Origin of the sequence: Streptomyces sp. NPDC127177 (assembly GCF_042672475.1) — a bacterium.
Taxonomy (GTDB): domain Bacteria; phylum Actinomycetota; class Actinomycetes; order Streptomycetales; family Streptomycetaceae; genus Streptomyces.
Window position 1 is genome coordinate 1 of the sequence record NZ_JBHXUW010000018.1, and the last position, 26,191, is coordinate 26,191.

At 71.8% G+C, this 26,191-nt stretch carries 28 protein-coding genes; 9 read left to right on the forward strand and 19 right to left on the reverse strand.

Going from position 1 to position 26,191, the window contains the following annotated elements:
- Positions 1–55 precede the first annotated feature (55 nt).
- Together ACFVJX_RS13590 and ACFVJX_RS13595 are read right to left on the reverse strand one after the other, a co-directional pair.
- Complete coding sequence (locus tag ACFVJX_RS13590) at positions 56–736, reverse strand: ABC transporter ATP-binding protein (RefSeq protein WP_384132912.1); 681 nt, start codon at positions 734–736, stop codon at positions 56–58.
- A complete protein-coding gene (locus tag ACFVJX_RS13595) occupies positions 733–1,824 on the reverse strand; it encodes an ABC transporter permease (protein WP_384132915.1) in 1,092 nt (363 codons plus the stop codon). The genes ACFVJX_RS13590 and ACFVJX_RS13595 overlap by 4 nt, the downstream gene beginning before the upstream one ends.
- Before the next feature lie 110 nt (positions 1,825–1,934).
- Here ACFVJX_RS13595 and ACFVJX_RS13600 point away from each other — a divergent pair, with 110 nt between their 5' ends.
- Positions 1,935–3,158, forward strand: a complete 1,224-nt coding sequence (locus ACFVJX_RS13600) for a sensor histidine kinase (protein ID WP_384132919.1) — start codon at positions 1,935–1,937, stop codon at positions 3,156–3,158.
- Entirely contained in the window at positions 3,155–3,787 is a 633-nt protein-coding gene (locus tag ACFVJX_RS13605) for a response regulator (protein WP_384132922.1), read from the forward strand. Before ACFVJX_RS13600 ends, ACFVJX_RS13605 begins: the two co-directional genes overlap by 4 nt.
- A gap of 48 nt (positions 3,788–3,835) precedes the next feature.
- Here the strand turns inward: ACFVJX_RS13605 and ACFVJX_RS13610 are convergent, their stop codons facing one another.
- Positions 3,836–4,138, reverse strand: a complete 303-nt coding sequence (locus ACFVJX_RS13610) for a DUF5955 family protein (protein WP_384133040.1) — start codon at positions 4,136–4,138, stop codon at positions 3,836–3,838.
- A gap of 249 nt (positions 4,139–4,387) precedes the next feature.
- On the opposite strand from ACFVJX_RS13610, the gene ACFVJX_RS13615 reads away from it, so the two are divergent.
- Entirely contained in the window at positions 4,388–5,011 is a 624-nt protein-coding gene (locus ACFVJX_RS13615; protein ID WP_384132924.1) for an NTP transferase domain-containing protein, read from the forward strand.
- A 234-nt stretch (positions 5,012–5,245) separates the two neighbouring features.
- The gene (aceB, locus tag ACFVJX_RS13620) at positions 5,246–6,865 is read left to right on the forward strand and encodes a malate synthase A (protein ID WP_384132927.1); all 1,620 of its coding nucleotides are present in this window, start codon (positions 5,246–5,248) and stop codon (positions 6,863–6,865) included.
- Positions 6,866–6,973: 108 nt separating this feature from the next.
- On the opposite strand, the gene ACFVJX_RS13625 is transcribed toward aceB, so the two are convergent.
- The 6 genes from ACFVJX_RS13625 to ACFVJX_RS13650 all read right to left on the reverse strand — a co-directional run bounded on the left by ACFVJX_RS13625 (position 6,974) and on the right by ACFVJX_RS13650 (position 12,472).
- Entirely contained in the window at positions 6,974–7,879 is a 906-nt protein-coding gene (locus ACFVJX_RS13625; RefSeq protein WP_384132930.1) for a sucrase ferredoxin, read from the reverse strand.
- Between the two features lie 19 nt (positions 7,880–7,898).
- The gene (locus ACFVJX_RS13630) at positions 7,899–9,107 is read right to left on the reverse strand and encodes a cupin domain-containing protein (protein ID WP_384132933.1); all 1,209 of its coding nucleotides are present in this window, start codon (positions 9,105–9,107) and stop codon (positions 7,899–7,901) included.
- Entirely contained in the window at positions 9,104–9,475 is a 372-nt protein-coding gene (locus ACFVJX_RS13635; RefSeq protein WP_384132936.1) for a BatC protein, read from the reverse strand. Before ACFVJX_RS13635 ends, ACFVJX_RS13630 begins: the two co-directional genes overlap by 4 nt.
- Before the next feature lie 63 nt (positions 9,476–9,538).
- The gene (locus tag ACFVJX_RS13640) at positions 9,539–11,059 is read right to left on the reverse strand and encodes a YfcC family protein (RefSeq protein WP_384133042.1); all 1,521 of its coding nucleotides are present in this window, start codon (positions 11,057–11,059) and stop codon (positions 9,539–9,541) included.
- A gap of 5 nt (positions 11,060–11,064) precedes the next feature.
- Positions 11,065–11,397: a hypothetical protein gene (locus ACFVJX_RS13645; protein ID WP_384132938.1), complete on the reverse strand. Its 333-nt coding sequence runs from the start codon at positions 11,395–11,397 to the stop codon at positions 11,065–11,067.
- A gap of 91 nt (positions 11,398–11,488) precedes the next feature.
- Positions 11,489–12,472 (reverse strand): fibronectin type III domain-containing protein, encoded by a 984-nt coding sequence (locus tag ACFVJX_RS13650; protein WP_384132941.1) that lies wholly within the window; start codon positions 12,470–12,472, stop codon positions 11,489–11,491.
- Between the two features lie 153 nt (positions 12,473–12,625).
- Here ACFVJX_RS13650 and ACFVJX_RS13655 point away from each other — a divergent pair, with 153 nt between their 5' ends.
- Positions 12,626–13,687 carry an amidohydrolase family protein gene (locus ACFVJX_RS13655; protein ID WP_384132944.1) on the forward strand — a complete coding sequence of 354 codons (1,062 nt, stop codon included), beginning with the start codon at positions 12,626–12,628 and terminating at the stop codon, positions 13,685–13,687.
- Positions 13,688–13,809: 122 nt separating this feature from the next.
- Positions 13,810–14,415, forward strand: coding sequence for a TIGR03086 family metal-binding protein (locus tag ACFVJX_RS13660; protein WP_384133045.1), 606 nt, complete (start codon positions 13,810–13,812; stop codon positions 14,413–14,415).
- A gap of 14 nt (positions 14,416–14,429) precedes the next feature.
- Here ACFVJX_RS13660 and ACFVJX_RS13665 read toward each other — a convergent pair whose 3' ends face one another.
- A complete protein-coding gene (locus tag ACFVJX_RS13665; RefSeq protein WP_384132947.1) occupies positions 14,430–15,113 on the reverse strand; it encodes an alpha/beta fold hydrolase in 684 nt (227 codons plus the stop codon).
- A 59-nt stretch (positions 15,114–15,172) separates the two neighbouring features.
- Between ACFVJX_RS13665 and ACFVJX_RS13670 the strand changes: the two genes are divergently transcribed.
- The 3 genes from ACFVJX_RS13670 (at position 15,173) to ACFVJX_RS13680 (ending at position 17,549) form a co-directional block, all read left to right on the forward strand.
- Complete coding sequence (locus ACFVJX_RS13670; RefSeq protein ID WP_384132950.1) at positions 15,173–16,012, forward strand: chitosanase; 840 nt, start codon at positions 15,173–15,175, stop codon at positions 16,010–16,012.
- A 189-nt stretch (positions 16,013–16,201) separates the two neighbouring features.
- Positions 16,202–16,513, forward strand: a complete 312-nt coding sequence (locus ACFVJX_RS13675) for an SH3 domain-containing protein (RefSeq protein WP_384132952.1) — start codon at positions 16,202–16,204, stop codon at positions 16,511–16,513.
- 172 nt (positions 16,514–16,685) lie between these two features.
- Positions 16,686–17,549 (forward strand): chitosanase, encoded by an 864-nt coding sequence (locus ACFVJX_RS13680; RefSeq protein ID WP_384132954.1) that lies wholly within the window; start codon positions 16,686–16,688, stop codon positions 17,547–17,549.
- Between the two features lie 100 nt (positions 17,550–17,649).
- On the opposite strand, the gene ACFVJX_RS13685 is transcribed toward ACFVJX_RS13680, so the two are convergent.
- The 9 genes from ACFVJX_RS13685 to ACFVJX_RS13725 form a co-directional block, all read right to left on the reverse strand.
- Positions 17,650–19,041 carry a nucleobase:cation symporter-2 family protein gene (locus tag ACFVJX_RS13685; protein WP_384133048.1) on the reverse strand — a complete coding sequence of 464 codons (1,392 nt, stop codon included), beginning with the start codon at positions 19,039–19,041 and terminating at the stop codon, positions 17,650–17,652.
- 293 nt (positions 19,042–19,334) lie between these two features.
- Positions 19,335–20,732: an 8-oxoguanine deaminase gene (locus ACFVJX_RS13690; protein WP_384132956.1), complete on the reverse strand. Its 1,398-nt coding sequence runs from the start codon at positions 20,730–20,732 to the stop codon at positions 19,335–19,337.
- A 42-nt stretch (positions 20,733–20,774) separates the two neighbouring features.
- On the reverse strand, positions 20,775–22,172 hold the full coding sequence (locus tag ACFVJX_RS13695; RefSeq protein ID WP_384132959.1) for a nucleobase:cation symporter-2 family protein: 1,398 nt from the start codon (positions 22,170–22,172) through the stop codon (positions 20,775–20,777).
- Between the two features lie 65 nt (positions 22,173–22,237).
- A complete protein-coding gene (gene pucL, locus ACFVJX_RS13700; RefSeq protein WP_384132962.1) occupies positions 22,238–23,161 on the reverse strand; it encodes a factor-independent urate hydroxylase in 924 nt (307 codons plus the stop codon).
- A 7-nt stretch (positions 23,162–23,168) separates the two neighbouring features.
- Positions 23,169–23,561 carry a hydroxyisourate hydrolase gene (gene uraH / locus ACFVJX_RS13705; RefSeq protein WP_384132965.1) on the reverse strand — a complete coding sequence of 131 codons (393 nt, stop codon included), beginning with the start codon at positions 23,559–23,561 and terminating at the stop codon, positions 23,169–23,171.
- Positions 23,562–23,580: 19 nt separating this feature from the next.
- Positions 23,581–24,090, reverse strand: a complete 510-nt coding sequence (gene uraD / locus ACFVJX_RS13710) for a 2-oxo-4-hydroxy-4-carboxy-5-ureidoimidazoline decarboxylase (protein WP_384132967.1) — start codon at positions 24,088–24,090, stop codon at positions 23,581–23,583.
- A 175-nt stretch (positions 24,091–24,265) separates the two neighbouring features.
- On the reverse strand, positions 24,266–24,643 hold the full coding sequence (locus tag ACFVJX_RS13715) for a helix-turn-helix domain-containing protein (RefSeq protein ID WP_384132970.1): 378 nt from the start codon (positions 24,641–24,643) through the stop codon (positions 24,266–24,268).
- Positions 24,640–24,891, reverse strand: coding sequence for a hypothetical protein (locus ACFVJX_RS13720; RefSeq protein ID WP_384132974.1), 252 nt, complete (start codon positions 24,889–24,891; stop codon positions 24,640–24,642). The genes ACFVJX_RS13715 and ACFVJX_RS13720 overlap by 4 nt, the downstream gene beginning before the upstream one ends.
- Before the next feature lie 91 nt (positions 24,892–24,982).
- Positions 24,983–26,164 carry a lactonase family protein gene (locus ACFVJX_RS13725; RefSeq protein WP_384132977.1) on the reverse strand — a complete coding sequence of 394 codons (1,182 nt, stop codon included), beginning with the start codon at positions 26,162–26,164 and terminating at the stop codon, positions 24,983–24,985.
- Positions 26,165–26,191 lie beyond the last annotated feature (27 nt).

Here is a 26,191-nt window from a genome sequence, read left to right on the forward strand (position 1 = left end):
TTCTCCTGCGCCACCCACCAAACCACCTCGGTTGCGTCCGCCCCCTCCCCTGCCCTCAGACCACTGCCGGGGCCGTCAGCCGGCCGTCCTGCATCGTGACCGTCGCGTCCATCCGGTCCAGATGGGCCCGGTCGTGGGTGACCATGACGGTCGCCGTCGACCGCTGCCGGGTCAGCGTGACGAGCAGTTCCAGCACCGCCGCGCCCCGTTCGTGGTCCAGTGCGCTGGTCGGTTCGTCGACCAGCAGGACCGCCGGGTCGTTCATCAGGGCCCGGGCGATGTTGATCCGCTGACGCTGGCCGCCCGAGAGCTGGTGCGGTCTGCGGTCGGCCTTGTCCGCGAGACCGACCGCGTCGAGCAGTTCGAGCGCCCGGGTCCGGGCGGCGCGGGCCGCGCCGCCCGACAGATGGGCCATGACCTGGAGCTGCTCGGCGGCGGTCAGCGACGGCAGCAGGTTCGGCTGCTGGAACACGATGCCGATCCGCTCGCGGCGCAGCTCGGCCTTGTCCGCACGGCCGAGCCCCACGGTGTCGGTTCCGGCGATGACGACGGCTCCCTCGTCCGGGGTGACGAGGGTGGCGGCCACGGCCAGCAGGCTGGACTTTCCGGAGCCGGAGGGGCCGACGACTGCGGTGAGGGTGCCCGCGGGTACGTCGAGTGCGATCCGGTCCAGGGCGGTGAGCCGTCCGTCGCCGTCGGGGTAGGTCAGTGTGACGTCGGTGAGCGTGAGGGTCATCGGGCACTCCCGAGTGCGGTGAGCGGGTCTACGGCGGTGATCCGCCGGATGGACAGGGCCGCCCCGACGGCGCCGAGGGCGATCATGACGGCGGCCGGGACCAGGACGGTCGACGCCTCCAGGACGAAGGGCACGGCCCCACCGCTGACCAGGGCGCCGACGCCGGCGGCGAGCGCGGTGCCGATTCCGGTACCGATGGCGAGCATCACCACGGCCTGGCCGAGCGCGTCGCGGAGCAGATAGGGCGTGGAGGCCCCCAGCGCCTTGAGCACGGCTACGTCGCCACTGCGCTGGATCGTCCAGACGGTGAAGAAGGCGCCGATGACCAGGGCGGAGATGGCGAAGAGGAAACCGCGCATCAGCTGGAGCGAGCCGTTCTCGGCCTGGTAGGAGCCGATGGCGGTGAGGGAGCCGTCCAGGGTGAGCGTGCTGGTCCCGGCGGCCCTGTCGCCCGCCGCCAGATCGGCGCCTTCGGTGGTGGTGAGGGCGACCACGGTGGCGTGGGCGGTGTTCCCCGCACCGTCGGCCCCGAAGCGCTGCCAGTCGGCCAGTGCGGTCCACACGACCGGTGTGTGGCTGTAAGAGGCGTCGCCGGAGACCGCCGCGACGGTGACCTCGTCGCCGCCGAGCCGCAGCCGGTCGCCGGCCCGTACGGACAGGTCCTGCGCCGCCTGCTCGGAGAGCACGGCCTTCCCGGGGCCCACCCGGGCCCCGGCGGGTGCCAGTCCCCCGTCCGGCTCGACGCCGAACGCGGAGACGGCCGCCGTGCGCTCCCCCGCCACCGCGGCCGCGTTCAGCGTGCGGATACCGAGCGGCTGGGCCTTCTCGACCCCCGGCCGCCCGGACCAGCTCCGCCAGGCGCTCTCCTCGACGGTGGAATTGGTGAAGGACACCGACTGGCCGTCGGGCGGGGCGGCGAACGCCAGGTGGTCGGCGCTCAGCCCCGTGACGGCCGAGGTGTTCTCCCGGGCCAGACCGGCCGTGAGGCCGGACAGCAGACCCACGAGCAGCGTGATCAGCACCACGACCGTGCCCATGAGCGCGAACCGGCCCTTGGCGAACCGAAGATCTCTCCATGCAACGAACATGACTCCAGCGTCGGTTCGCGCGGCCCGGGAAACATCGCCCGCCGGCTGGGCCCGACATCAACCTTTCGGTTGACCGGCGCCGGGCGCCTCGCGCCTACGCTGGACGAATCATGGAAACACGTGTCCACCCCCCGGTCGCCGCCGCGCTGCGGCTGTGCCTGCACGCCCTGCTGCTGGGGCTGCTGGCGCTGGCCGCCGTCAAGGCCGTGAGCGGCGGGGCGCAGCACGCCACCGCCGTCGTCGCGGTGTCCTGCGTACTGGCCGCCGTGTACGCGGCGGGTGCGCTCGCCCCCGTCGTGCAGCCGCTGACCCGGGCGGGGGCCTGCTGGCTCGCCGCGCTGGGGGCGCTCTGGCTGGTGCTGCTCGTCCTCTCCCCGGACGGGCTGTGGGTGGCCTTCCCGCTCTACTTCCTCCAGCTGCACCTGCTGCCGATGCGCTGGGGGCTGCCGGCCGTCGTGGTGACCGCGGCCGCCGCCATCACCAGTTTCCTGCTGCACGGGCAGGCGGTCACGCCCGGCACCTTCATCGGTCCGCTGCTCGGGGCGGCGGTGGCCGTCGCCACGGTGCTCGGGTACGACGCGCTGTTCCGGGAGAGCGAGCGGCGCCGCGAACTCATCGAGGAGCTCGTCTCGACACGGGCGGAGCTGGCCGAGGCCGAACGTACCGCCGGGACGCTCGCCGAGCGCGAACGGCTCGCCCGCGAGATCCACGACACCCTCGCGCAGGGCCTCTCCAGCATCCAGCTGCTGCTGCGCGCGGCCGAGCGCACCCTGCCGCCGGAGGCGCCCGCGGCCCCGCACGTCCGCCAGGCCCGCGAGGCCGCGCAGGACAATCTCGCCGAGGCCCGCCGCTTCGTCCGTGCGCTGACCCCGCCCGATCTGGAGAACGGCTCGCTGGCCGGCGCTCTGGAACGGCTCACGGCACGCACCACCGACACGGCGCTGACGGTGCAGTTCGCCGTCAGCGGCACTCCGGTGGAGCTGCCCACCCCGTACGAGGTGGCGCTGCTGCGCACCGCCCAGTCGGCGCTGGCCAACACGGTGCAGCACGCCGGGGCGCGGCGGGCCGAGATCACGCTGAGCTTCATGGACACCTCGGTGTCGCTGGACGTCGTCGACGACGGCCGCGGATTCGCGCCGGGCAGCCGGCCGGCGGCTGCGGACACCGCCCCGGGCGGCGCCGGGACCGGCGGCTTCGGCCTGCCCGCGATGCGGTCCCGGGCCCGGTCCCTGGGCGGCACACTGAGCGTCGAGTCGGCACCCGGCCAGGGCACGGCCGTCGCCCTCACCCTGCCGCTCCCCGTCGCGGCAGCCAACGGACAGGACCCCGCATGACCGATCCGATCAGACTGCTCCTCGCCGACGACCATCCGGTGGTCCGGGCGGGGCTGCGGGCCGTCCTGGACACCGAGCCGGACTTCCATGTCGCCGCCGAGGCCGCCACCGCCGAACAGGCCGTCGCCCTGGCCGCGGCCGGCGGATTCGACGTGGTGCTGATGGACCTGCAGTTCGGCGCGGGGCTGCACGGCTCGGAGGCCACCGCGGCGATCACCGCGGTGCCGGACGCGCCCCGGGTGCTGATCCTGACCACGTACGACACGGACGCCGACATCCTGGCCGCGGTCGAGGCGGGCGCCGCCGGCTATCTGCTGAAGGACGCCCCGCCCGAGGAGCTCGCGGCCGCGGTCCGTACGGCGGCGGCGGGCCGGTCGGCGCTCGCCCCGGCCGTCGCACACCGGCTGATGGACCGCATGCGCACCCCCGCGGAGGCGCTGACCAAGCGCGAGCTGGAGGTCCTGCAACTGGTCGGCGAGGGTCTGTCGAACCTGCAGATCAGCAAGAAGCTGTTCCTCAGTCAGGCGACGGTGAAGTCCCATCTGGTGCACATCTACGCCAAGCTGGGCGTCGACTCGCGCACGGCGGCGGTCGCCGCGGCGACGGCCCGCAGGCTCATCCGCCGCTGAACCGCCGCCCTCCCCGCGAGTACGCCGGCCGGAAGCCGCGCACCCGGCTCAGCGGCGCGGCGGCTCGCCGAAGAGATCCACCGCGACGCGTACGTCCCTGAGTGCCGACGCCAGGGCGCTGACCGAACCGATCGCCCCCGCGATCAGCAGCAGCGACCGGCGGAGCCGGGGGATCTCGGGCGCACCGCTGACCGCCATCGCGTCCAGCGCCGCCAGCTCGTCCTCGGCGATCGCCCGGTCCGGGAACTCCGCGGGGTGTCCTGCCAGCTCCCTCCGGAGCCGGGAGACGGCCGTACGCAGCTCCGTCACCCTCGGATCCTCGTTGCCGCTGGTCACCCGCGCCTGCCCCACGCTTTTCAACAAAGCACTCCCCCTCGCACGTCCTTGTGCCGGTGTCTCGACCACCTCCCGAACCGTGGTCAAGTGTCCGGGGGTGCGGGCAAGTTAACGCCATGACAGGTGCCGGGCGCCACTCCGCGGACGGAACTCGGTGTGTCCCGGGCGGTCACAATGGGTTGCGACCGACCGTCCCGCGCGGCCACAAGCGGTTGCGGGCGGTCCGACCGTGCGGGAACGGCCCGTCTGAGGTATCCAGTCCGCATGACAAGCACACCGCTTTCCCCCTCCCCGTCCGGCACCCCGGCCGTCGCCGGACTCCTCCTCGCCGCGGGCGGCGGCCGCCGACTGGGTGGCCGCCCCAAGGCACTGCTCGAACACCGCGGCCGTCTCCTCGTCGACCACGCGGTCGCCACCCTGCGGGACGGCGGCTGCGGCCCGGTCCATGTGGTGCTCGGCGCGGCGGCCGACGAGGTGCGGGCCAGGGCGGAGCTGTCCGACTGCACGGTGAGCGTCAACCCGGAGTGGACCGAGGGCATGGGCTCCTCGCTGCGGGCGGGCCTCGCCGCCCTCGCGGGTACGGGCGCGGACGCGGCCCTGGTCATGCTGGTCGACCAGCCCGGCATCGGCTCGCAGGCGGTGGCGCGGGTGCGATCGGCCTACCGCTCCCGGACGAGTCTGGCCGCGGCCAAGTACGCGGGGGAACGCGGCCATCCGGTGTTGTTCGGGGCCGGTCTGTGGGCAGACATCGCGGCGGGGGCGGTGGGCGACCAGGGTGCGCGCGCCTATCTGCGGGAGCACCGCGATGCGATCACGCTCGTCGAGTGTTCCGATGTGGCTCAGGCGTACGACATCGACACGGCGGAGGACCTGTCCCACCTGGAGTGAACGCACTGGCACGCTGCGCCATCGGGGACCCGGTTCTGTCGACCCGGAGAATCTCGACATCAACAAACCATTGAACTTCCACCATGAGGAAACTACTATCCACTGGTCAGAAGCCCTCTGCACCTCAGACGGCGACCACGGCCGTATCCCGGAGCCATGGCACGCCGTGCCGTTCCAGGCGACCCGGCGGCCGTGAGACGCCGCCCGCACCGCCCGCTGAAGGAGTGACAGCTCATGTCCGCACCAGCGCCGTCCTCGCTGGCCATCGTCGATGCCGAGCCCCTGCCCCGGCAGGACGAGGTCCTCACCCCCGCGGCTCTCGCGTTCGTGGCCGAGCTGCACCGCCGGTTCACACCGCGCCGTGACGAGCTGCTCGCCCGCCGGGGCGAGCGCCGCGCCGAGATCGCCCGCACCTCAACGCTGGACTTCCTGCCGCAGACCGCGGCGGTCCGTGCGGACGACTCCTGGAAGGTCGCCCCGGCCCCCGCGGCCCTGAACGACCGCCGGGTGGAGATCACCGGTCCCACGGACCGCAAGATGACCATCAACGCCCTGAACTCGGGCGCCAAGGTCTGGCTCGCCGACTTCGAGGACGCGTCCGCCCCCACGTGGGAGAACGTGGTCACCGGCCAGCTCAACCTGATCGACGCCTACAACCGGAACATCGACTTCACGGACCCGAAGTCCGGCAAGTCGTACGCCCTGAAGGCCGCCGACGAGCTCGCGACCGTCGTAACCCGCCCGCGCGGCTGGCACCTGGACGAGCGGCACCTCCAGCTCGACGGCACCCCGGTCCCCGGCGCCCTGGTCGACTTCGGCCTGTACTTCTTCCACAACGCCCAGCGCCTCATCGACCTCGGCAAGGGCCCGTACTTCTACCTGCCGAAGACGGAGTCGCACCTGGAGGCCCGCCTCTGGAACGACATCTTCGTCTTCGCCCAGGACTACAACGACATCCCGCAGGGCACCGTCCGCGCCACGGTCCTGATCGAGACGATCACCGCCGCGTACGAGATGGAGGAGATCCTCTACGAGCTCCGCGACCACGCCTCCGGGCTGAACGCGGGCCGCTGGGACTACCTCTTCTCCATCGTCAAGAACTTCCGTGACGGCGGCGCCAAGTTCGTCCTGCCGGACCGCAACGCGGTGACGATGACCGCCCCCTTCATGCGGGCGTACACCGAACTCCTCGTCCGCACCTGCCACAAGCGCGGTGCGCACGCGATCGGCGGCATGGCGGCCTTCATCCCGTCCCGGCGCGACGCCGAGGTCAACAAGGTCGCGTTCGAGAAGGTCAAGGCCGACAAGGACCGCGAGGCGAACGACGGCTTCGACGGCTCCTGGGTCGCCCACCCCGACCTGGTCCCGATCGCCATGGCCTCCTTCGACGCGGTCCTCGGTGAGAAGCCCAACCAGAAGGAGCGCCTGCGCGAGGACGTCTCGGTCGCCGCCGGCGACCTGATCGCCATCGACACGCTGCACGCCAAGCCCACCTACGACGGCCTGCGCAACGCCGTCGCGGTCGGCATCCGCTACATCGAGGCGTGGCTGCGCGGCATGGGCGCGGTCGCCATCTTCAACCTGATGGAGGACGCGGCCACCGCCGAGATCTCCCGTTCGCAGATCTGGCAGTGGATCAACGCGGACGTGGTCTTCGAGAACGGCGAGCACGCCACGGCCGAGCTGGCCCGCAAGGTCGCGGCCGAGGAACTGACCGCGATCCGCGCCGAGATCGGCGACGAGGCCTTCACCGCCGGCAAGTGGCAGCAGGCCCACGACCTCCTGCTCCAGGTCTCCCTGGACCAGGACTACGCGGACTTCCTGACGCTGCCGGCGTACGAGCAGCTGCGCTGAGACCTCCGGCGTACGCCGCCGCCCCCGGTGCCCGTGCGGCGCCGGGGGCGGCGGGGTGTCGCGAGGAGCCGGTCCGCCGCGCCGGCCGCTCCCCCTCCGGTACGGGCCTCAGCCGGCGCGGATCGACGTGACCTCGTGGACGAACGCCGCACTCGTCGCAGGCCCGTGGCAGGTCAGCTGCCGCGCCGGCGCGCGGTGGGCCCGTACCTCGACGTCGAAGGCGGTCGGCCGGGGCGGGCGGCCGATGACACGGATCCACCAGTGGGCGCCGGCGCGGGAGGTCGCGGCCACCACGTAGTCGTGCCGCCCGGCCGGGCCGAAGCGTGCCAGCACCCCCGCGACAGCCGTCTGCTGGGGTGGGGAGAGATCGGTGTATCCGCGCAGGTGTCCGGCGTGGATCCGTCCGGCCAGGTGCTGTTCGACCACGGCGACGGATGACCCGGCGTCGAGGCCGCCGTAGTAGACGCCGTCGGGCGCGACGACCACGTTCGCGGCGAACCTGTCCCCGCCGACGTGCGTGCACTCCCACACCAGATCCGGCCAGCGCTCGCTCAGGGCGCGTCCCACGGGCCGTCCGCGTACCGCGCAGCAGGTGTCGTGCCGGCCATGGGTGCAGACGAGGACAACGGGCGGGAGGCCGGTTTCTCCGGGGGCGCCGGGTACGACGAGAGCTCCGGCGATCTGCGCCAGGTCCTCGTCACGGCTCCAGGTGCCCCACTGCTGGCGGTGGGCGCCGGAACTCTCGTAGCGCAGTACGGCCCAGCGGTTCGGGCCCTCGTGCCTGCGGCGTCCGTACCGTCTGACCAGGAGGATCCTTGCCCGCACCGCCTGGGCGGCGCTGAACAGGAGCGCTTTGGTCGGGGGGTGCAGATCGAGGCCGTCGAAGCCGTTGGACGGCCATCCGTCGCGGTACTCGATGAGGACCCAGACGAGTCCGTGCGGCGCCGTGCCGGTCATCGAGTCGCCGCGGACCCGGGCGGCGTCGGCGCAGAAGAAGCGTTCCGTGCCCGTCACCCCGGTCACCGCGGCGGCGTCACGGTGCGGCGGGCACGAGTACGCCCGCGTGCAGCAGTCTTCCGACGAGTTCGACGCCGAGATCGCCGGCGGTGCGGACTTCGCCGTCGAGCAGCCGGGCCAGGGACGGCATGTCCTTCTCCGCGAAGTCGAGCCGGCCCACGCGGGTGCTCAGGCGCCTGCCCTCCAGCCGTGCTTCCAGTGCCTCCCGGAGCCGGACCGGCGTCCCGGGGCGCAGACCGTCGACGGCCGCGAGCTGGGCCAGCGGCCCCAGTGGGCCCGGCCGTCCCTGGCCCCGCCGCGCGCGGTCGAACAGCGGAGTGGAATCGGCCTCCATGACGGCGGCGAGGAGTCGTTCGCGCACCATGTCCAGCTCGCCGGCCGGCCCGTCCACGCCGAGGGGCAGGGAACCACGCATGCGCGGGTCGTCGCGCAGGGTCGCGAGCGCGGCCCGGACGAGTTGTTCCGCGAGTTCGTACCGGGTCCAGCTGTGGATTCCGAGCGTCAGGTGGATCGAGACACGGCCCTGCGCCTCAGCTGCGTGCAGCCATCCGCGCGGCAGGTAGAGGACATCGCCCGGTTCGAGCACGGTGTCGATGTGGGGTTCCGCCTTCGCCGCCTCGGCGACGGCGGTGCGGCGGTCGGTCCAGGGCTGGTCGCGCAGCGGGTCGGGGTGTACGGGCCCGTGGATGATCCAGCGCTTGGTGCCCTCGATCTGGAGGACGAAGACGTCGTGGACGTCGTAGTGGTCGTCGAAGCCGCGGTTCTGGGGCGGAGTGATGTAGGCGTTCGCCTGTACCGGGTGTCCCAGCTCCGTGCTCAGCGCGGTGCCGAAGTCCCCGACCGGGCCCCAGGTGCGCTGCAGTGCCTGCAGGACGAGGGTGGCGCCGTCGGCGAACTCGCGCCACAGAGCGGTGTCGTCGAGCTGGTCGGAGATGGTGGCGCCCACGCCCGCGGACGAGGTGAACGACGAACCGGGGAGCGTGGAGCCGTTCTTGGCCACGCGGAGGAAGGGTGTACGCAGTCCGCGGCGCGAGACCAGTTCGTCCACGGCGTCGGCGGAGAACAGATCGGAGAATTCGTCGGCGCGACGCGTCAGCAGTGGCGTGCGCGCCCAGACGTCACGGGCGAACTCCTCCCGGCGCATGCCGGTCAGGCGTGTCTCCAGAACCCCGGGGCCCGTCCGTGCGGCTCCGGGGTCCTGGAGGTCGGTCCGGGAGTCGCTCAAGAACCGTTGCCGGACTCGTCCGCCGCGCCGTCCGCACCGCCGTCGTGGACGCCGGGCGTACCGGCCGCGCCACCGTCCGCGGGCCCCTCGGCGCCACCGTCCGCCCCGCCGTCCGCACCACCGTCATGGACGCCGGGCGTACCGGCCGCGCCACCGTCCGCGGGCCCCTCGGCGCCACCGTCCGCCCCGCCGTCCGCCCCGCCGTCGTGCACGCCGGGCGTGCCCGCGGCACCACCGTCCGCGGGTCCTTCCTGCTGGTTCGGGTCCTGCTCGGGGTTGGTCATGGTTCCTCCCGCGCGTCGCAGTCGGCCGGTCCGGGCTCCGTCCAGGGGCCCGTGCACCAGGCAGGTGACCCCTTCGATGGGCACCGCGGCCAGCGTACCGCTATGGGTCGAATGTATCGATTTGAGGCGTTATCCACATCGGACCGCTCACGTCCATACCGCACCCAGCGCGACGAACCCGCAGATCAGGACGGCCAGAATCGCGAGCAGCGGCCAGACGAAACGCAGGTACTTGTCGTATCCCACCTTGGCCAGGGCCACCCCGCCGATGGTGACCGCCGTCGTCGGCACCCACAGGTTCATCCAGCCGCTGGCCGCCTGCCAGGCCGTGACGACGACCGCGCGCGAGACGCCCGCGAAGTCGGCGAGCGGGGCCAGGACCGGCATGGCCAGGGTCGCGTGGCCGGAGGTGGACGGGATCAGGAAGGCCAGCGGGAGGTTGACGACGAACACCACGACGGCGAAGACCGCCGAGGAGGTGCCCGAGACCAGCCCCTCGATCGAGTGCAGGACGGTGTCGGTGATCCGGGAGTTGTTCATGATGACCGTGACGCCACGGGCCAGCACGATGACCAGCGCGGGCGAGATGAAGTCCGCGGCGCCCCGGACGATCGTGGCGCTGAGCTTCTGCTCGCCGAACCGGGCCACGATGCCGACCAGGACGGCCGCGACCAGGAAGAGCGCGGCCAGCTGCGGGAAGGACCAGCCGAGTTCGAAGCCGTACGGGGTGGCGTCGGCGTCGCCCGTCAGGGCGCTGGACCACGGGACCACCGAGAAGATCATGAAGGCGAAGGTCAGACCGACCAGGACCAGGACGACGCGGTGGAGCGGGGTGAGTACGGGCGGTTCGTCCGTCTCGGCCGCCGCGTGTTCACGGTCGCCGGGCAGGAAGCCGGAGAGTGAGCGGTCCGGGTTCCCGCGGACGCGTGTGGCGTACCGGATGACGTAGGCGATCGTCACCGCCGTCAGGACGATCCACATCACCCCGCGCAGCACGATGCCGTCGCCGAGCGAGATGTCGGCGGCGGCTGAGGCGACCCCGGTGGCGAACGGGTTGACCGTGGAGCAGAGCACACCGATGCCCGCGCCGAGGATGATCGTGCCGGTGGCGACCATGCGGTCGTAGCCGAGTGCGAGCATCAGCGGGACGATCAGCCCGTAGAAGCCCAGGGTCTCCTCGGCGAAGCCCTCGACCGTGCCCAGCAGCGAGAAGACCAGCATCACACCGGCGATGAGGAGCGCGCCCCGCTCGCGCAGCCGGTGGGCGAGGCGGCCGATGCCCAGGTCCAGTGCGCCGGTGGCGAAGACGACGGTGATGAAGGCGCCGATGGCGATGACGAAGAGGAACACGCCCGCGCTGCCGTACAGTTCGCCGGCCATGTCCGGGCCGACCTGGCCGGTCCTGGCGTCCTGCACCCCGTACAGGCCGTTGACCGGGGAGAGGAAGAGGTCGTTCAGCCGGTCGATGACGCTCTGGCCGGAGGGGACACGGTGGTACGTACCCTGGATCGGCGCGCCGTCCTTGGTTCGGTCGTACGCGCCGGACGGGATGAGGAAGGCGAGCGCCCAGACGGCGAGCGTGACGACCACCAGGACCGTCAGCGCGCTGGGGAAGACGAACTTCCTTCTGCCCGGGGGCTTCGTGTCCGGTTCGGTCCCGGTGTCCATCGTGCTCACGCGGCGCTCCCGACGGTGTGGACGAGCGCGTACCCCCGCGGGAAGGCCGCCTCCGCGATGACGGCGGGCTCCGCGCCCCAGCCCTCGCGCGGGGCCTTCCACGCGGCCCGGTAGGCGGGGCCGCCGGTCGCGGGCTCGAATCCGGGGCCGGTGTCGCCGGGGGCGACGGTGAGCGGAATTCCGAACGGGCGCAGTGCCTCCAAGTGGGTGACGCGCAGTCTCCGCGCCTCCTTCGGGTCCTGCTCCGGGTGGAAACGCGGGTTCGGCTCGGCCCTGGCGTACGGGACGACGGCGGATGCCGCCCGGTCGACGCGGGAGCCCGGGTCCATCGCCCATCCCCTGTTCCTCGTGGAGGCCGTCAATGAGGTTCTGGGATCAAAGGGACCACAGGGGAGGGCCCTACGCATGGCTGAGGGCCGGTCAGCCGCCGAGCACCACCGTGCGCACCGCCGAGAAGTCGCCCCATTTCCCGTCCGGAAGTCTGGGCCGGATCTTCATCGAGTAGCGGGTGCCACGGGGGTCGCTGACGGTGAGCCGGTAGTTCGCCCGGCCCGCGGGCGGCTTGCCTCCCCAGACGATGGTGGTGGTCAGCCGGCCGCCGATATAGAGCTGGTAGGCGGGGATCTCGCCCCCGGTCTCGGGCTGCTTCCAGTCCAGGTCGACGGCGTACCCCTTGCCCTGGGCGGTGCTCGTGATCCGCAGGTCGGTGGGGGCGGTGGAGGCGGGTGCGCCGGGGGCTGACGCGGTGGTGAGGTCGAAGGCGTTGCTGTCCTTCGACGAGGTGTCGGCCGCGTCGCGGGCGCGGACGGTGAAGGTGTAGACGGTGCCCGGCCGAAGCCCGGTCAGATGCGCCGTGGTCTGCGTGCCGGGCACGCTGTGGATGCGCGAGTCCTCCTGGTAGATGTCGTACGAGGTGACGCCGATGTCGTCCGTGGAGCCGCCCCAGGACAGCGTCGCGGCCCGGCTGCCGTCCGCCTTGCCGCGCAGTTCCACCGGCCGGGTCGGGGCCGCGTGGTCGGCCGGGGTCGGGGCGGGTGTGGTGACGGAGGCGGCGGCGCTCGGCGCGGAGAGGTTCCCGGCCGCGTCGCGGGCGCGGACGGTGAAGGTGTACGCGGTGGACGCGGTCAGCCCGTCGACGTCGATCATCAACCGGGCCGCGGTGACGGTCCTGACCTTCTCGCCCTTGCGGTAGACCTCGTACGCGGTGACGGCCTTGTCGTCCGTGGCGGCCTTCCACATCACGTGCGCGGAGGTGGCGCTGCTCGCCTGCGCCGTCACCCCTCCCGGCGCCGTGGGGCCACGGGTGTCGGCCTCGGCCTCCGCGCCGCAGGCGGTGAGCGTGCCGAGGAGCAGGGCGGCTGAGCAGGCCAACGCGGCAGGTGCGTGGGGGCGTTGCACGGTCATGCCTTCCGTCCGGCAGCAATGGTCCAGACCTGTATCGCATGGTCCGGGGGTCGCCGACAAGGGGACGGGGCCGAACCTTCCGCAATGTGCCGGTGTGCACCGGGCCCGCCCCGACCGCCTTCCGGGCAGGGCCCGTTGACGTACGGTCGGCCCATGCTGTGCATACGCGGGGTGGTGCTCCCCGAGCGCGAGGAGCGGTCGTTCTGGGTCGACGGCGAGGTGCTGCGGACGGGGACGCCGCCCGGCGGCTTCGCCGGGCGGCACGCCGAGACCGTCGTCGACGGGGGCTGGCTGCTGCCCGGGCTGGTCGACGTGCATACGCATCCGGGGGCCGAGGGGCCGGACACCGAATTCGACGAGGAGGTGCTGCGTCGCCATCTGGGCGAGCACCGGGACGCCGGGGTGCTGGCGGTACGCACTCCGGGGACGGCCGCGCGGATGCCCGCGTGGGTGGCGAAGGACCCGGAGCTGCCCCGGGTCACGTCGGCCGGGCGGTGGCTGGCCACACCCGGCCGGTTCTTCCCCGGCTTCGGCCGGGATGTCGGCGAGGACGAACTCGTGCGGGCCGCCGTGGAGGAGTCCACGGCCTCCTCCGGCTGGTGCAAGGTCGTGGGTGACTGGCGCGCGGACGAGCCCGCGCTGCCGCTCACGCTGCTGGCCTCGGTGGTGGAGGCGGTGCACGCGGCCGGCGGCAAGGTGGCGGTGCACTGCCAGACCGCCGATGGCACACGCAACGCGGTGCTCGCGGGGGCCGACAGTCTGGAGCACGGGATGCACCTGGACCCGGCGCTGCTGGACCGGATGGCCGGGCAGGGCACGGCGTTCGTACCGACGCTGAGCGTCTTCGGCCGGGGCGTGGACGCCATGCGGGCCCGGGAGCCGAGCGTGCGGCGCGATCTGTGGCTGGCCGGCTGGGACACCATGTTCGGCAATGTGCGGGCCGCTCACGAGGCGGGCGTCACCGTGCTGGCGGGCACCGACTCGCTCCCGTGCGGAACGGTCGCGGGTGAGGCGTCCTGGCTGGTACGGGCCGGGCTCTCCCCCGAGTCGGCGCTCGGCGCGGCGTCCTGGACGGCGCGCGCCTGGCTGGGACTGCCCGGACTCGTTGACGGGGCCCCGGCCGACCTCGTCGCCTACGCCACCGACCCGACCACCGATCCGGCGGTGCTGGACCGCCCGAGCCGGATCGTCCTGCGCGGGCGCGTGGTGCGCTGAGCGAGGGTGCCGGCGAGCCGGTGTGCTGTCGGGCGATGAGTCCGGGGCGTGCGGGGAGTCTGCCCTGTATGGACAACGAGAACGGTATGGACGACGGGACCTCCACGGCCGGCGGCAGCCTCATGGACGCCGGGCCGGCGACCGCTCCCCCGCAGGATCTCGCGCCCGCGGCGCGACGGATCGCCGCGCTGCTCGACGCGGTCGACGACACGACGCTGTCCGGGCCGACACCCTGCCCCGGTGTCACGGTGGGCGCCCTGCTCGCCCATGTCGACGGGCTCGCCACCGCCTTCCGTGACGCCGCGCGCAAGGAACTGGGGCCGGCGACCGACGAACCACCCGAGGTGGCGGAGATGGTGCTCGACGACGGCTGGCGCGGCACGCTGCCCCAGGCACTCGACGAGATGGTCGCCGCCTGGCGCTCCCCCGAGGCCTGGCAGGGCATGACCCGGGCCGGCAGCGTGGACCTGCCCGGCGGGATCGCGGGCCTCGTCGGGCTCAACGAGCTGGTGCTGCACGGCTGGGACCTGGCGCGGGCGACGGGGCAGCCGTTCGGGGCCGAGGAGGCGCATCTGCACTCCACGTTGGCACTACTGGCCGACCTCGGCGAGGACCCTCCGGCCGGCTCGCCGTTCGGCCCGCCCGTCCCGGTGCCGGACGACGCGCCGCTGCTGGACCGGGCGGTCGCCCGGAGCGGCCGGCGCCCCGACTGGCGGCCGGGCGGCTGACGCCCCCGGGCTCGTCAGCTGGTGAAGAACTCCGTGATCCGGTGGGCGACCTGATCGGCGTGGACCTCGTGGACCAGGTGACCGCCGCCGAGGGTGATCAGTTGGCAGTCCGGGATCAGGGCGGCCAGGTCCTGGAGCCGCACCTGCGGCATCGTGCTCTCCGGGCCGCCTGCCAGCACGAGTGTCGGGGCGACGATCTCCCCGAGGCACTCCTGCCACGCCGGATCGGGGTCGGCCAGCTGCGTCCGTACGGCCGCGAGCGCCGCCTCGTCGTAGTCCACCGGCCCGTCGGGCACCACATCGGGACCGGCCGCGCCCGGGAACGGCGGCGGGGTCTCCACCAGCACGAGCCGCTCCACCCGGTCCGCGTGCTCCTCGGCGAACAGCAGGGCGACGGCACCGCCCATGTCATGGCCGACCAGACCGACGCGGTCGAGCTCGCAGGCGTCGAGAAAGCCGAGGAGATCCTCGGTCATCACCTCGAAGTCGTACTCGTCGGGCCAGTCGCTCTCCCCGTGGCCCCGCAGATCGAGGGCGTAGACCCGCCACTGCTCACCGAGCAGCCTCCCGGCCGCCTCCCAGCTCGCGGCCGAACCAGCGAGACCGTGCAGCAGCACGACGGGCGAGCCGAACGGATCGCCCCAGGTCCGGTACGCCAGACGCACATCGCCGACATCAACGACCGACCGATCATCCATACCCCCGACGCTACAGCCGAATGATCGGGAACCACCCTGCGGCCTGGCAGGCTGTACCGGTGAAGCTCAGCACGCGTTCCCTGGTCACCTCGGCCGCCGCCCTCGTCCTGACCGTGTCCGCGCTCACCGGATGTACGGGCACCGGATCCGACGCCGCGTACGGCAAGGGCGTCTCGTCGGCAGGGCTGGAGGATCCGGCGAAGAAGGACATCGCCATGCAACTGGTCTCCAGCGCGGAGAACTCCTCACTGGACTGGAAGTCCCAGTACGAGTACATCGAGGACATCGACGACGGCCGCGGCTACACCGCCGGCATCATCGGATTCTGCTCCGGCACCGGCGACATGCTGCGCGTCGTCGAGCGGTACGCGAAGGCCCGGCCCGGCAATCCGCTGGAGCGGTTCCGGCCGGCGCTGCGGGCCGTGGAGGGCACCGACGCGCACACCGGGCTCGGACGCCCGTTCACCCGGGCATGGGCGGACGCGGCCGGTGACGCGGCCTTCCGTTCGGCGCAGGACGCCGAACGGGACGCGTCGTATTTCGATCCGGCCGTCGGGCAGGCCCGAACGGACGGACTCGGCGCACTGGGCCAGTTCATCTACTACGACGCGTACGTGATGCACGGGTCGGGCGACACGGCGGGCACGGTCGGTTTCCGCACGATACGCCGCAACGCGCTCGCGAAGGCCCGCGCCCCCGCGCAGGGCGGCGACGAAGTGGCGTACCTCGGCGCGTTCCTGGACGCGCGGGTAGCGGCGATCCACCAGGAGCCCTCGCACAACGACACCAGCCGGGTCGACACGGCCCAGCGGGTGTTCCTGCGCGAGGGGAAGCTCGGACTGGAGACTCCGCTGAAGTGGAAGGTCTACGGCGACAGCTACCGGATCGAGGGGCCCTAAACCCTCGGCCGGCAGGCGCGCGGAGCAGTGGCCATGGCGGCCGTGTGCGCCGGTGCGCACCACGTGCGACCTGCGCTTTCACTCACATCCGGGCATGCGCTCGGCACCCGTGTCCCCAGGACGGCACGGCCCGTTGAGACCGGGCGGACGGCCCGCACGGGGCGGGCCGGCGACCGAGGAGCACACGACATGAAGAAGATGATTCTGATGGCGGCACTGGCACTGACCGCCGGCCTCGGGCTGGTGGGCTCTCCCGCCGCCCAGGCCGCTCCGGGCACCGTCGCCGCACACCACGCCGAGGCCGCGCCGACCCTGGTCTGCACGGTGAACGACAACGGCGTGAACTTCCGCGGCGGGCCGGGGACGGACTACCCCGTGCTGGGCCAGGTGAACAAGGGACAGAACCTCAACTACCGTGGCCAGCAGGGCAACTGGGTGATGGGCGACCTGTGGGGCGGTCCCACCGGCGTGTGGATCCACGTGGCCTACCTCAACTGCTGACGCCGCGCTTCCCGGCCCCGCTCCAGGCGGCCCACGCCCGGAGCGGGGCTTCGCGGCATCCCGGGGACCCACTCAACTCAGGTACGTCGAAGGGGTGTACGACAGTCGCCGCACCCTGATAGGAAAGCTTCCTAACAGAAGCAACGGAACGACGAACTCCCCTGGAGGACTGGTGCACGCTCCCCACAAGCGCACCGCACGTCGCAACACCCGTTCCCTGCGCGTCGCACTCGTCGCGCTCGGGCTGACGCTCACGGCGTTCCCCGTCACCGCTTTCGCCGGCACCACCCCCGCACCGCCGGCCGCTCACCACCAGGAGGCCGCCGCGACCGGGCTCGACGATCCGGCGAAGAAGGACATCGCCATGCAACTGGTCTCCAGCGCGGAGAACTCCTCGCTGGACTGGAAGTCCCAGTACGAGTACATCGAGGACATCGACGACGGCCGCGGCTACACCGCCGGCATCATCGGATTCTGCTCCGGCACCGGCGACATGCTCGACCTCGTGGAGCTGTACACCGACCGGGAGCCAGGCAACCCGCTGGCGCAGTACCTGCCGGCCCTGCGCGAGGTGGACGGCACCGACTCGCACGAGGGGCTCGACCCGGGCTTCACCGATGCCTGGAAGACGGCGGCGGACGATCCGGCGTTCCAGCAGGCGCAGAACGACGAGCGCGACCGGGTCTACTTCGACCCGGCGGTGAGCCGCGGCAAGAGCGACGGCCTCGGCACGCTCGGCCAGTTCGCGTACTACGACGCCATCGTCATGCACGGCGACGGCGGCGACAGCACGAGCTTCGGCAGTATCCGCGAGCGGGCCCTCGCGAAGGCGAAGCCGCCGGCCCAGGGCGGCGACGAGGTCACCTACCTCAACGCCTTCCTGGACGCGCGGGTCTGGGCCATGGAGCAGGAGGAGGCCCACTCCGACACCAGCCGGGTGGACACCGCCCAGCGGGTCTTCCTCCAGAACGGCAACCTGAACCTGGACCCGCCGCTCGACTGGAAGGTCTACGGCGACAGCTTCCACATCGGCTGACGCACCCCGGGCGCCGACCCGGCCCCGGACACGGCGGTGGCGCGTACGGTCTCCTCCCTCACGGGCACAGCCGTACGCGCCACTTCGTGTTGACGAGTCGTCAGTGCACGCTCACAGCAGCCGCCTTGGCCAGTTCCTCGGCCTCCGGCTCCGCCCCCTCCTCCGGGTCCGGCTTCCGGCCCAGGTGGTTGAAGGCCAGGTTGAGGACGATCGCCACGACGCATCCGGTGGATATCCCGGAGTCCAGCACGACGAGCAGGTCCTTGGGGAAGGCGTGGTAGAAGTCCGGCGCGGCGATCGGTATCAGGCCTATGCCGACGGCGGCGGCCACGATCAGCGCGTTCTCACCCTTCTCCAGTGCGGCACTCGCCAGCGTCTGGATGCCGCTCGCCGCCACCGACCCGAAGAGCACGATGCCCGCTCCGCCGAGCACCGGCAGGGGTACGAGCGCGATGACGGACGCGGCCACCGGGAACAGGCCGAGCAGGATGAGGATGCCGCCGCCCGCGGCGACGACGAAGCGGCTGCGGACCTTGGTCATCGCGACCAGCCCGATGTTCTGGGCGAAGGCGCTGCACATGAAGCCGTTGAACAGCGGGCTGATGGCGCTGCCCAGGGTGTCCGCGCGCAGACCTCCCTCGATGGTCCGCTCGCCGGCCGGCCGGCCGACGATCTTGCCGAGCGCCAGCATGTCGGCCGTCGACTCGGTCATGCAGACCAGCATCACGATGCACATCGAGACGATCGCGGCGATCTCGAACTGCGGTGCCCCGAAGTGGAACGGGGTGGGGAAGCCGACCAGGTCGGCGTCCTTGATGGCCCCGAAGTCGGTGATGCCGACCGGGATCGCGATGAGGGTGCCGACGACGAGCCCGAGCAGGATCGCGATCTGCTGGAGGAAGCCGCGGAGCAGTTTCCTCAGGGCGAGGACGATCACCAGGGTGACCGCCGCCATGGTGATGTTGGTGGTGGAACCGTAGTCGTCCGCGGTGGCGTTGCCGCCCTGGGACCAGTTGAAGGCGACCGGCAGCAGGGAGACACCGATCAGGGTGATGACCGTGCCGGTGACGACCGGCGGGAAGAAGCGGACCAGTTTGCAGAAGTAGGGGGCGAGGACGAAGCCGAGGAGGCTCGCGACGATGATCGCGCCGAAGATGACGGCGATGCCGTCGTGCCCCCGGTCCTTGCCGATCGCCACCATGGGTGTCACCCCGGCGAACGAGACGCCGTTGACGAACGGCAGCCGGGCGCCGATGCGCCAGAGGCCGAGCGTCTGGAGCAGGGTGGCTATGCCCGCGGTGAACAGGCTCGCCCCCATCAGGAAGGCGGTCTCCTTCGGGGTGAGTCCCACGGCGGGGCCCACGATCATGGGCGGGGCCACCACGCCCGCGTACATCGCGGCCACGTGCTGGAGGCCGCTGGTGAACATCTTCAGTGGGGGAAGTGTCTCGTCCACCGGATGAGGGCGGTCGGACCGGGCCGGCTCCGGTATCTCGTCGGGGTCGGATGCTGCACTTGCGGCGTTGCGAAACCTGGGCGTAGCTGCCACGGCGGTTCCTCCGGTCGGGTACACGTCTGCGGCGACGCGGGTATCAGGGAGGTGGTGCGTTGATGCAGGTGGGGCAGGTCGTGCAGCTGGTGCGGCAGCTTCGGTTCAGCGGTACGGGAGGCGCGTGCGTCTGAATACGCGCCCCCCGTACCGGTTGCCGTGGACCCCGCTCGGGTCCACGGCGGCCGGTCGAGGGCCGTCCCCCTCGGCCGGCCGGTTCGGGGGCGCCGGAACCCTCAGGCTCCGGCGGCGATCTGCGCGAGGCGGCGGGCCTCGTCGCGGGTGGCGCGGGCGATGGTGTCCTCGTCCGCCGTGGTGAGCCGGCCGGACTCGACGACGGGCCTGCCGTTGACGAGTGACAGGGTGACCGGGGCCGCGGCGCCGAAGACCAGGGCGGTCACCGGGTCGGCGATGGAGGCGTGGGCGATGGTGTCCAGCTTCCAGAGCACCAGGTCGGCGAGCTTGCCGGGCTCCAGGGAACCGATCTGGCCGGCCCGCCCGAGTACCTGAGCGCCGCCGTACGTACCCAGGCGCAGGGCCTGACGGGCATTCAGGGCGCGTTCGCGGTGCGGGCCGAGGCGGTTGATGAGGAGGGCGTTGCGCAGTTCGGTGTGGAGTTCGCCGGACTCGTTGGACGCGGTGCCGTCGACGCCGAGGCCGACCGGGACGCCGGCGGCCAGCATGTCCGGAACCCGGGCGATGCCCGCGGCGAGCCGGGCGTTGGAGGACGGGCAGTGGGCGACGCCGGTGCCGGTGCGGGCGAAGGCGGCGATGTCGGAGTCGTTCATGTGGACGCAGTGCGCCATCCACACGTCGTCGCCGAGCCAGCCGGTCGACTCGAAGTAGTCGGTCGGGCCCATGCCGAACAGTTCGTGGCAGAACTTCTCCTCCTCCACGGTCTCCGAGCCGTGGGTGTGCAGCCGCACTCCGCGGCGGCGCGCCAACTCGGCGCCCTGTCGCATGAGTTCGGTGGAGACGGAGAACGGGGAGCAGGGTGCGACGGCCACCTGGGTCATCGCGTCGAAGGAGGCGTCGTGGTGCTCGTCGATGGTCGCCTCGGTGGCGGCCAGGGCGCCTTCGAGGCTCTCCACGGCGAAGTCGGGCGGTAGCCCGCCGTCCTTCTCGCTGCGGTCCATCGAACCGCGGGCGAGGGTGAACCGTACGCCCATGTCGCGGGCGGCGCCGATGATGGCGCCGGACAGGTCACCGGAGCCCCGCGGATAGACGTAGTGGTGGTCCATGGCCGTGGTGACACCGCCGCGGGCCATCATGGCGAGCGAGCCCTGCGCGGCGGCGCGGGCCATCGGCTCGTCGATGCGCGCCCAGGTCGGGTACAGCGCCACCAGCCACTCGAAGAGGTTGTGGTCGGTGGCCAGGCCACGGGTGATCCACTGGTAGAAGTGGTGGTGCGTGTTGACCAGGCCGGGTGTGACGAGGTGCCCGGTGCCGTCGATCCGGCGTACGACGTTGTCCAGGCCCTCCGGTGCCCGGCCGGCGCCGACGGACTCGATGCGGTTGCCCGCGACGACGACATGACCCGAGGCGTACTCGGTGTCGTCGGCGTCGACGGTCGCGATCGAGCAGTTCTCGATGACGATGCGTTCCACTCGGTCGGGCGCTGCCGGTGCTGCCATGGTGCTTCCTTCTCTCATCAGCGATGTGGGCACGGCAGGACCCTAGGAGGATTTGAGTGCCACGGCCGTGCGGCTGTGGGTGCCGAGATGGTGGAAGAACAGGTTGAGCAGGACCGCGACGAGCGCTCCGGCGCTGATGCCGGAGCCCAGGACGGTCTGTGCCCAGGACGGGAAGCCCGCGTAGAAGCCGGGCGCGGCGAGCGGGATGATGCCCGCGCCGAGGGCGACGGCGACCAGGATGATGTTGGAGCTGTCGTCGAGCCCCGCCTCGGAGAGCGTTCGGATGCCGCTCACCGCGATGGAGCCGAACAGGACGATGCCGGCGCCGCCGAGCACGGGCATCGGGACGAGCGAGACGACGGCGCCGAGCACCGGGAAGGCGCCGAGGACCAGCAGGGCGCCGCCGGCCGCCGCGACGACGTAGCGGCTCCGCACCTTCGTCAGGGAGACCACGCCGACGTTCTGCGCGAAGGCGCTCGTCGGGAAGCCTCCGAAGACCGGTCCGACGAGGGTGGCGATGCCGTCGGTGCGCAGTCCGCGGGTGATGGTCCGGCCGTCGGTACGCCGGTCGCAGATCTCGCCGAGCGCCAGCATCCCGGCGGACGACTCGGTCATCAGGACGAGCATCACGATGCAGAGGGAGAGGATCGCGGCGGGCTGGAACTCCGGTGCGCCGAAGGCGAAGGGGGTGGGCAGCGCGGCCAGCGGTGCGGTGCGCAGGGCGGAGAAGTCGGCGAGGCCGAACGGGATCGCGGCCAGCGTTCCGATCAACAGACCCATGAGCAGTGCCACTTGGCGCAGGAATCCGCGTCCGAAGCGCTGGATGACCAGGATGACGACGAGGGTGAAGGCGGCCAGCGCGAGGTACTTCATCGCACCGAAGTCGGCCGCGGTCTTGTCTCCGCCCTGCGCCCAGGCGACCGGGACCGGCATCAGGGTGACGCCGATGAGGGTGATGACGACGCCGGTGACGAGCGGCGGGAAGAACCGCAGAAGTCTGCCGAAGAACGGTCCGACGAGCAGGCAGAACACGCCGGCGACGAGCACCGCCCCGTAGATCGCGGGGAGTTGGTGGCCCGGCGCACTGGTCTCGGCGATGGCGAGCATCGGCGCGATTCCGGCGGACGACGCGGCGTTGACGAACGGCAGCCGGTTACCGGCGAAGCCCCCGATGCCGAGGGTCTGCAGGATGGTGGCGCAACCGGCGATCAGGAGACTCGCCGCGATGAGCCGGGTCATGCCGGCCTGGTCGAGGCCGACGGCCTGTCCGATGATCAGCGGAGGGGTGACGACGCCCGCGTACATGGCGGCGATGTGCTGGAGCGCGGCGGGCAGGAGCCGCGACGGGGCAAGCTTCTCGTCCACCGGATGGACCGTTCCGTCCGGTGGGGTGGGACATGGACCTGCCGATTCCTTCGGCCCGAGTGCAGGCTGTGCCATGGGAGTTCCCTCCGGCCCGGCCGGCCCCCGTCCGCTGTGGACGGACGGGAACCGGCGGCGCCGCGTCAGAGGTTGGTCATGTCGACCGGGATCTGCGGCTCGATGCCGTCCCGCAGCACGGTGGCCTCGATGAGCCCGTACGGACGGTCGGCCGCGAAGTAGACCTCATTGTCGTTCTTGAGGCCGAACGGCTCCAGGTCCACCAGGAAGTGATGGTTGTTCGGCAGCGAGAACCGGATCTCGTCGATCTCGCTGCGGCTGTTGATGATGCGCGAACCCATCTGGTACAGGGTCTGCTGGAGCGAGAGGGAGTACGTCTCGGCGAAGGCCTGGAGCATGTGCTTGCGAGCCTGCTCGTAGGACTTCTCCCAGTTCGGCATCCGCTCCTCGTCGCTGGTCCAGTTGTAGCGCCAGCGGGCGGAGACGTCGGTGGCCAGGATGCGGTCGTACGCCTCCTTGAGCGTCGTGTACTCGTCCTTGACGTAGCCCCAGAACTCGGAGTTGGTCGAGTTCATCACCGTGAGGTCCTTGAGACCGGAGATGACCTGCCACTTGTCACCGTCGAAGGTGATCTGGCTGGTGCGGATCTCCTGGTTCTTGCGGACGAAGGAGTGCTTGACCTCGTCGGACCCGATGAAGCGCGAGTTCCCGTCGGAGGTGGCGATGCGCTCCCAGGCGTACTCCTCGATGCGGATCCGCGCGGTCTCGATCGGCTCCTGCGACGTCACGAAGTGACGGGCGAGGTGGATGCCGAACTGCTCGGCGGACTCGATGCCGTGCTCCTTGGCGAAGGCGAACACCGTGTTCTTGGTGGTGTCCGTGGGCAGGACGTTCGCGTTGGAGCCGGAGTAGTGCACGTCGTCCATGTCGCCGGAGAGCGCGACCGAGACGTTCAGGTCCTTGATGTGGTGGGTGTCGCCGTCCCGCGTGATCTTGACGACGCGGTTCTCTGCTTTGCCGTACTGGTTCTGGCCGAGAATCGTGGGCATGTGTCTGCTAGCTCCCTCGGTATACGGAGTAGCCGAACGGGTTGAGCAGCAGCGGTACGTGATAGTGCTCGCCCGGGGTGACGGCGAAAGTGATCGCCACCTCCGGGAAGAACGCGCCGCTGTCCCTTACGCGGGGGGCGTCCTGCTGCGCCTCGGCTTGCTTCTTGGCTGTGAAGTACGGTTCGGTCTCGAAATCGAGCCGTACGTGGGTGGTGCCTTCCGGCAGGGCCGGCAGGTCCTTGCAGCGCCCGTCCGCATCGGTCGCGGAACCGCCGAGCGGCACCCACCGCGCGTCGCTGCCCGTGCGGGCGGCGAGCGTGATGGCTACGTCGGGGGCGGGGCGGCCGATGCTGGTGTCCAGGATGTGGGTGGACACCGATGCGGTGGCGAAGGTGCTCAAGACCTTCACTCTCCTTCTGTTACGAGTCTTCCGTGACGAGACGGGTCAGCCTGATGCGGTTGATCTTGCCCAGTTCGGTGCGCACGTGTCCGCGCTCCTGCTCGGGCGAGTTCGCGGACCGGGCCTTCAGCGCGTCGCGCATCTGCTCACCGGTGGCCCCGGTGGCGCAGATCAGGAAGACATGTCCGAACCGCTCCTGGTAGGCCAGGTTGAGTTCGAGCATCTCGGTCTTGAGCTCCTCGGAGGCGCCGGCCATCCCCCGCTGTTCGCGGGAGGAGGTCGGGTCCCCGGGCTTCGGGCGGCCGATCGGCGGATGGCCGGCCATGGCTTCGGCCAGGTCCTGCGCGTCGAGGGCCGCCGTGGCGGTGTCGCTCGCGCGGAACAGGGCTTCCGTCGTGGCGTAGGGGCGCCCGGAGAGGATCGTTCTTCCCCAGGCCGCACTGGCACACACCTCGTGCAGTGCGACGGCCGCCTCGCGGTCCGCCAGGGTGTTGAACCGGGCGAGGCCCGGTGTGGAGCTCGAAGTCACGGGAGCCTCCGTGGCTGTTTTTCGCTGTGCGTCGGTCGGGCTGCGGATAGCTAACGCCCTCCACAACACCACGTCAACACTTTGTTGAAATTACGTTCATGTAAAAGGCCGTCGCCCGCTGATCCGGACGACGGCCTTCCGTGACGCCGCGCGGACCACTCGTCCACGCACCCAACTACTCGCCCTTGGGCCCGATGTCCCTGTTCAGGTAGTTGTAGACGGTGAACCGGCTGACCCCCAGCGCCCCCGCCACCGTCTCCACACCGTGGCGTACGGAGAAGGCACCGCGTGCCTCCAGAGCCCGGACGACCGTCTGCTTGGTCCTGCGGTCCAGTTCCGCGAGCGGCATGCCGTGCCTGCGCTCCATCGCGGCCAGGATGTGGTCCAGCGAGTCCGAGAGCTGCGGCAGCCGGACCGCTATGACCTCCTGCCCCTCCCAGGCCAGCACGACGTCGTCGGGGAGTGCCTGCTCGGGGCCGAGCAGCTCGGCGCCCATGGCGTCGACGAGCGGCTTGACCGCCGCGACGAGGGGGTGGTCCGCGGGCTCGGTCACCGGTGGTCCTCCCCGATCACGTTGACCTGGAGAGAGACCCGGGTGGCACCCGATGCCAGGGCTTTGCGCAGCAAGGAGTCCACCGCGGTGAGCACCTCGTCGGAGCCGCCCTCTGCGGTGTTGCCGAACGGACCGACGTCCACGGCGTCCAGGTCGGCCGACTGGACGACCTCGCGGGCGACGACCGCGTGGGCCGGCGCCTCGTCGAGATCGAAGGGCTCGGTGGTGAACTCCACTCTCAAGCGCACTGTGCCTCCATGGTGCGTGTCACCGCCCCGGGGGAACCCCGCGGCTCGGGCACGACCCTAACGGACGGGCGTCACCGCGCCCGGGCAAGCGCTACAGCGGCAGCACACAGACCGCGGCCGGGGCCGCGAAGGGCGTCCCCACGGACTCCAGGGCGCCGCTGTTCCCGTCCACCCGGAACGCCGTGACCGTGCCGGACTTCTGGTTGGCGGCGAGGAGCAGCGCCCCGTCCGGCGAGAAGGCGATGTGCCGGGGGAAGTCGCCGCCGACGGGCACCGTGTCCAGCAGCCGCAGCGTGGCCCCGGCGTCCTCGACGGCGTACCGGGTGAGGCTGTTGTGCCCCCGGTTGGCGAGGTAGGCGAAGCCGCCGTCCCCGGTGACCAGGAACTGGGCGGGGTAGCTGGTGCCGCCGCCCGTTCCGGTGGACTGCGGGGTGCCCGGGGTCAGCACGCCGGTGGCGGGGTCGTAGCCGCAGACCACGGCCGTGTTGTCGAGCTCGCAGGCGAGATAGGCGTGGCGGCCGTCCGGGTGGAAGGTGAGGTGGCGCGGTCCGGCGCCCGGCGGCAGCGCGGCGTACGAGAGCTGCTCCAGGGTGCCGTGTTCCTCGTCGAGCCGGTAGGTGTACACGGTGTCGTTGCCGAGGTCGACGGCGAGGATGTGGCCGCCGTCGGGGGCGGTGACGATCTGGTGGGCGTGCGGGCCGTCCTGGCCCGGTCCGGGCGCGGGCGCGCTGTGGGCGACCAGGTCGGTGCGCTCCCCCACCGATCCGTCGGCGGCCAGGGGGTGCACGGCGACGCTGCCGGAGGTGTAGTTGGCGCTGAACAGCCACTTCCCGCCGGGGTGGACCGAGAGGTGGCAGGGGCCGGCGCCGCCGGTGGACCGCGTTCCCAGCACCTCGAACGTGCCGTCCTCGGCGAGCGCCACGGCGGTGACGCCGCCCTGCTCCTGCTCGTCGACGGCGTAGAGGGTGGAGCCCGTGGGGTGCAGGGCGAGGTACGAGGGGTCCGCGACGCCGGTGACGACGGTACGGGCGGCGATGGTGCCCGCCTCCGGGTCGTACGAGGCGACGCCGATGCCGGTGCCGCCGGGGCTGGTCGAGGTGTAGGTGCCGAGGAAGAGCGTGCCGGTCGCCCGGACCTCGGGCCGCACGGGGCGAGCCGGGGCGGGGTGGCGTCCCTCGCGGGCGGCGTCCCGGGGCAGCCCCGGGGCGGCGGCGAGGGCGCCGCCCGCCAGAAGTGCTCCGAGGAGGGTGCGGCGGCTGGTGGGGGATGTCATGCGAGGCACCTCGTGGGGGGGTCGGCT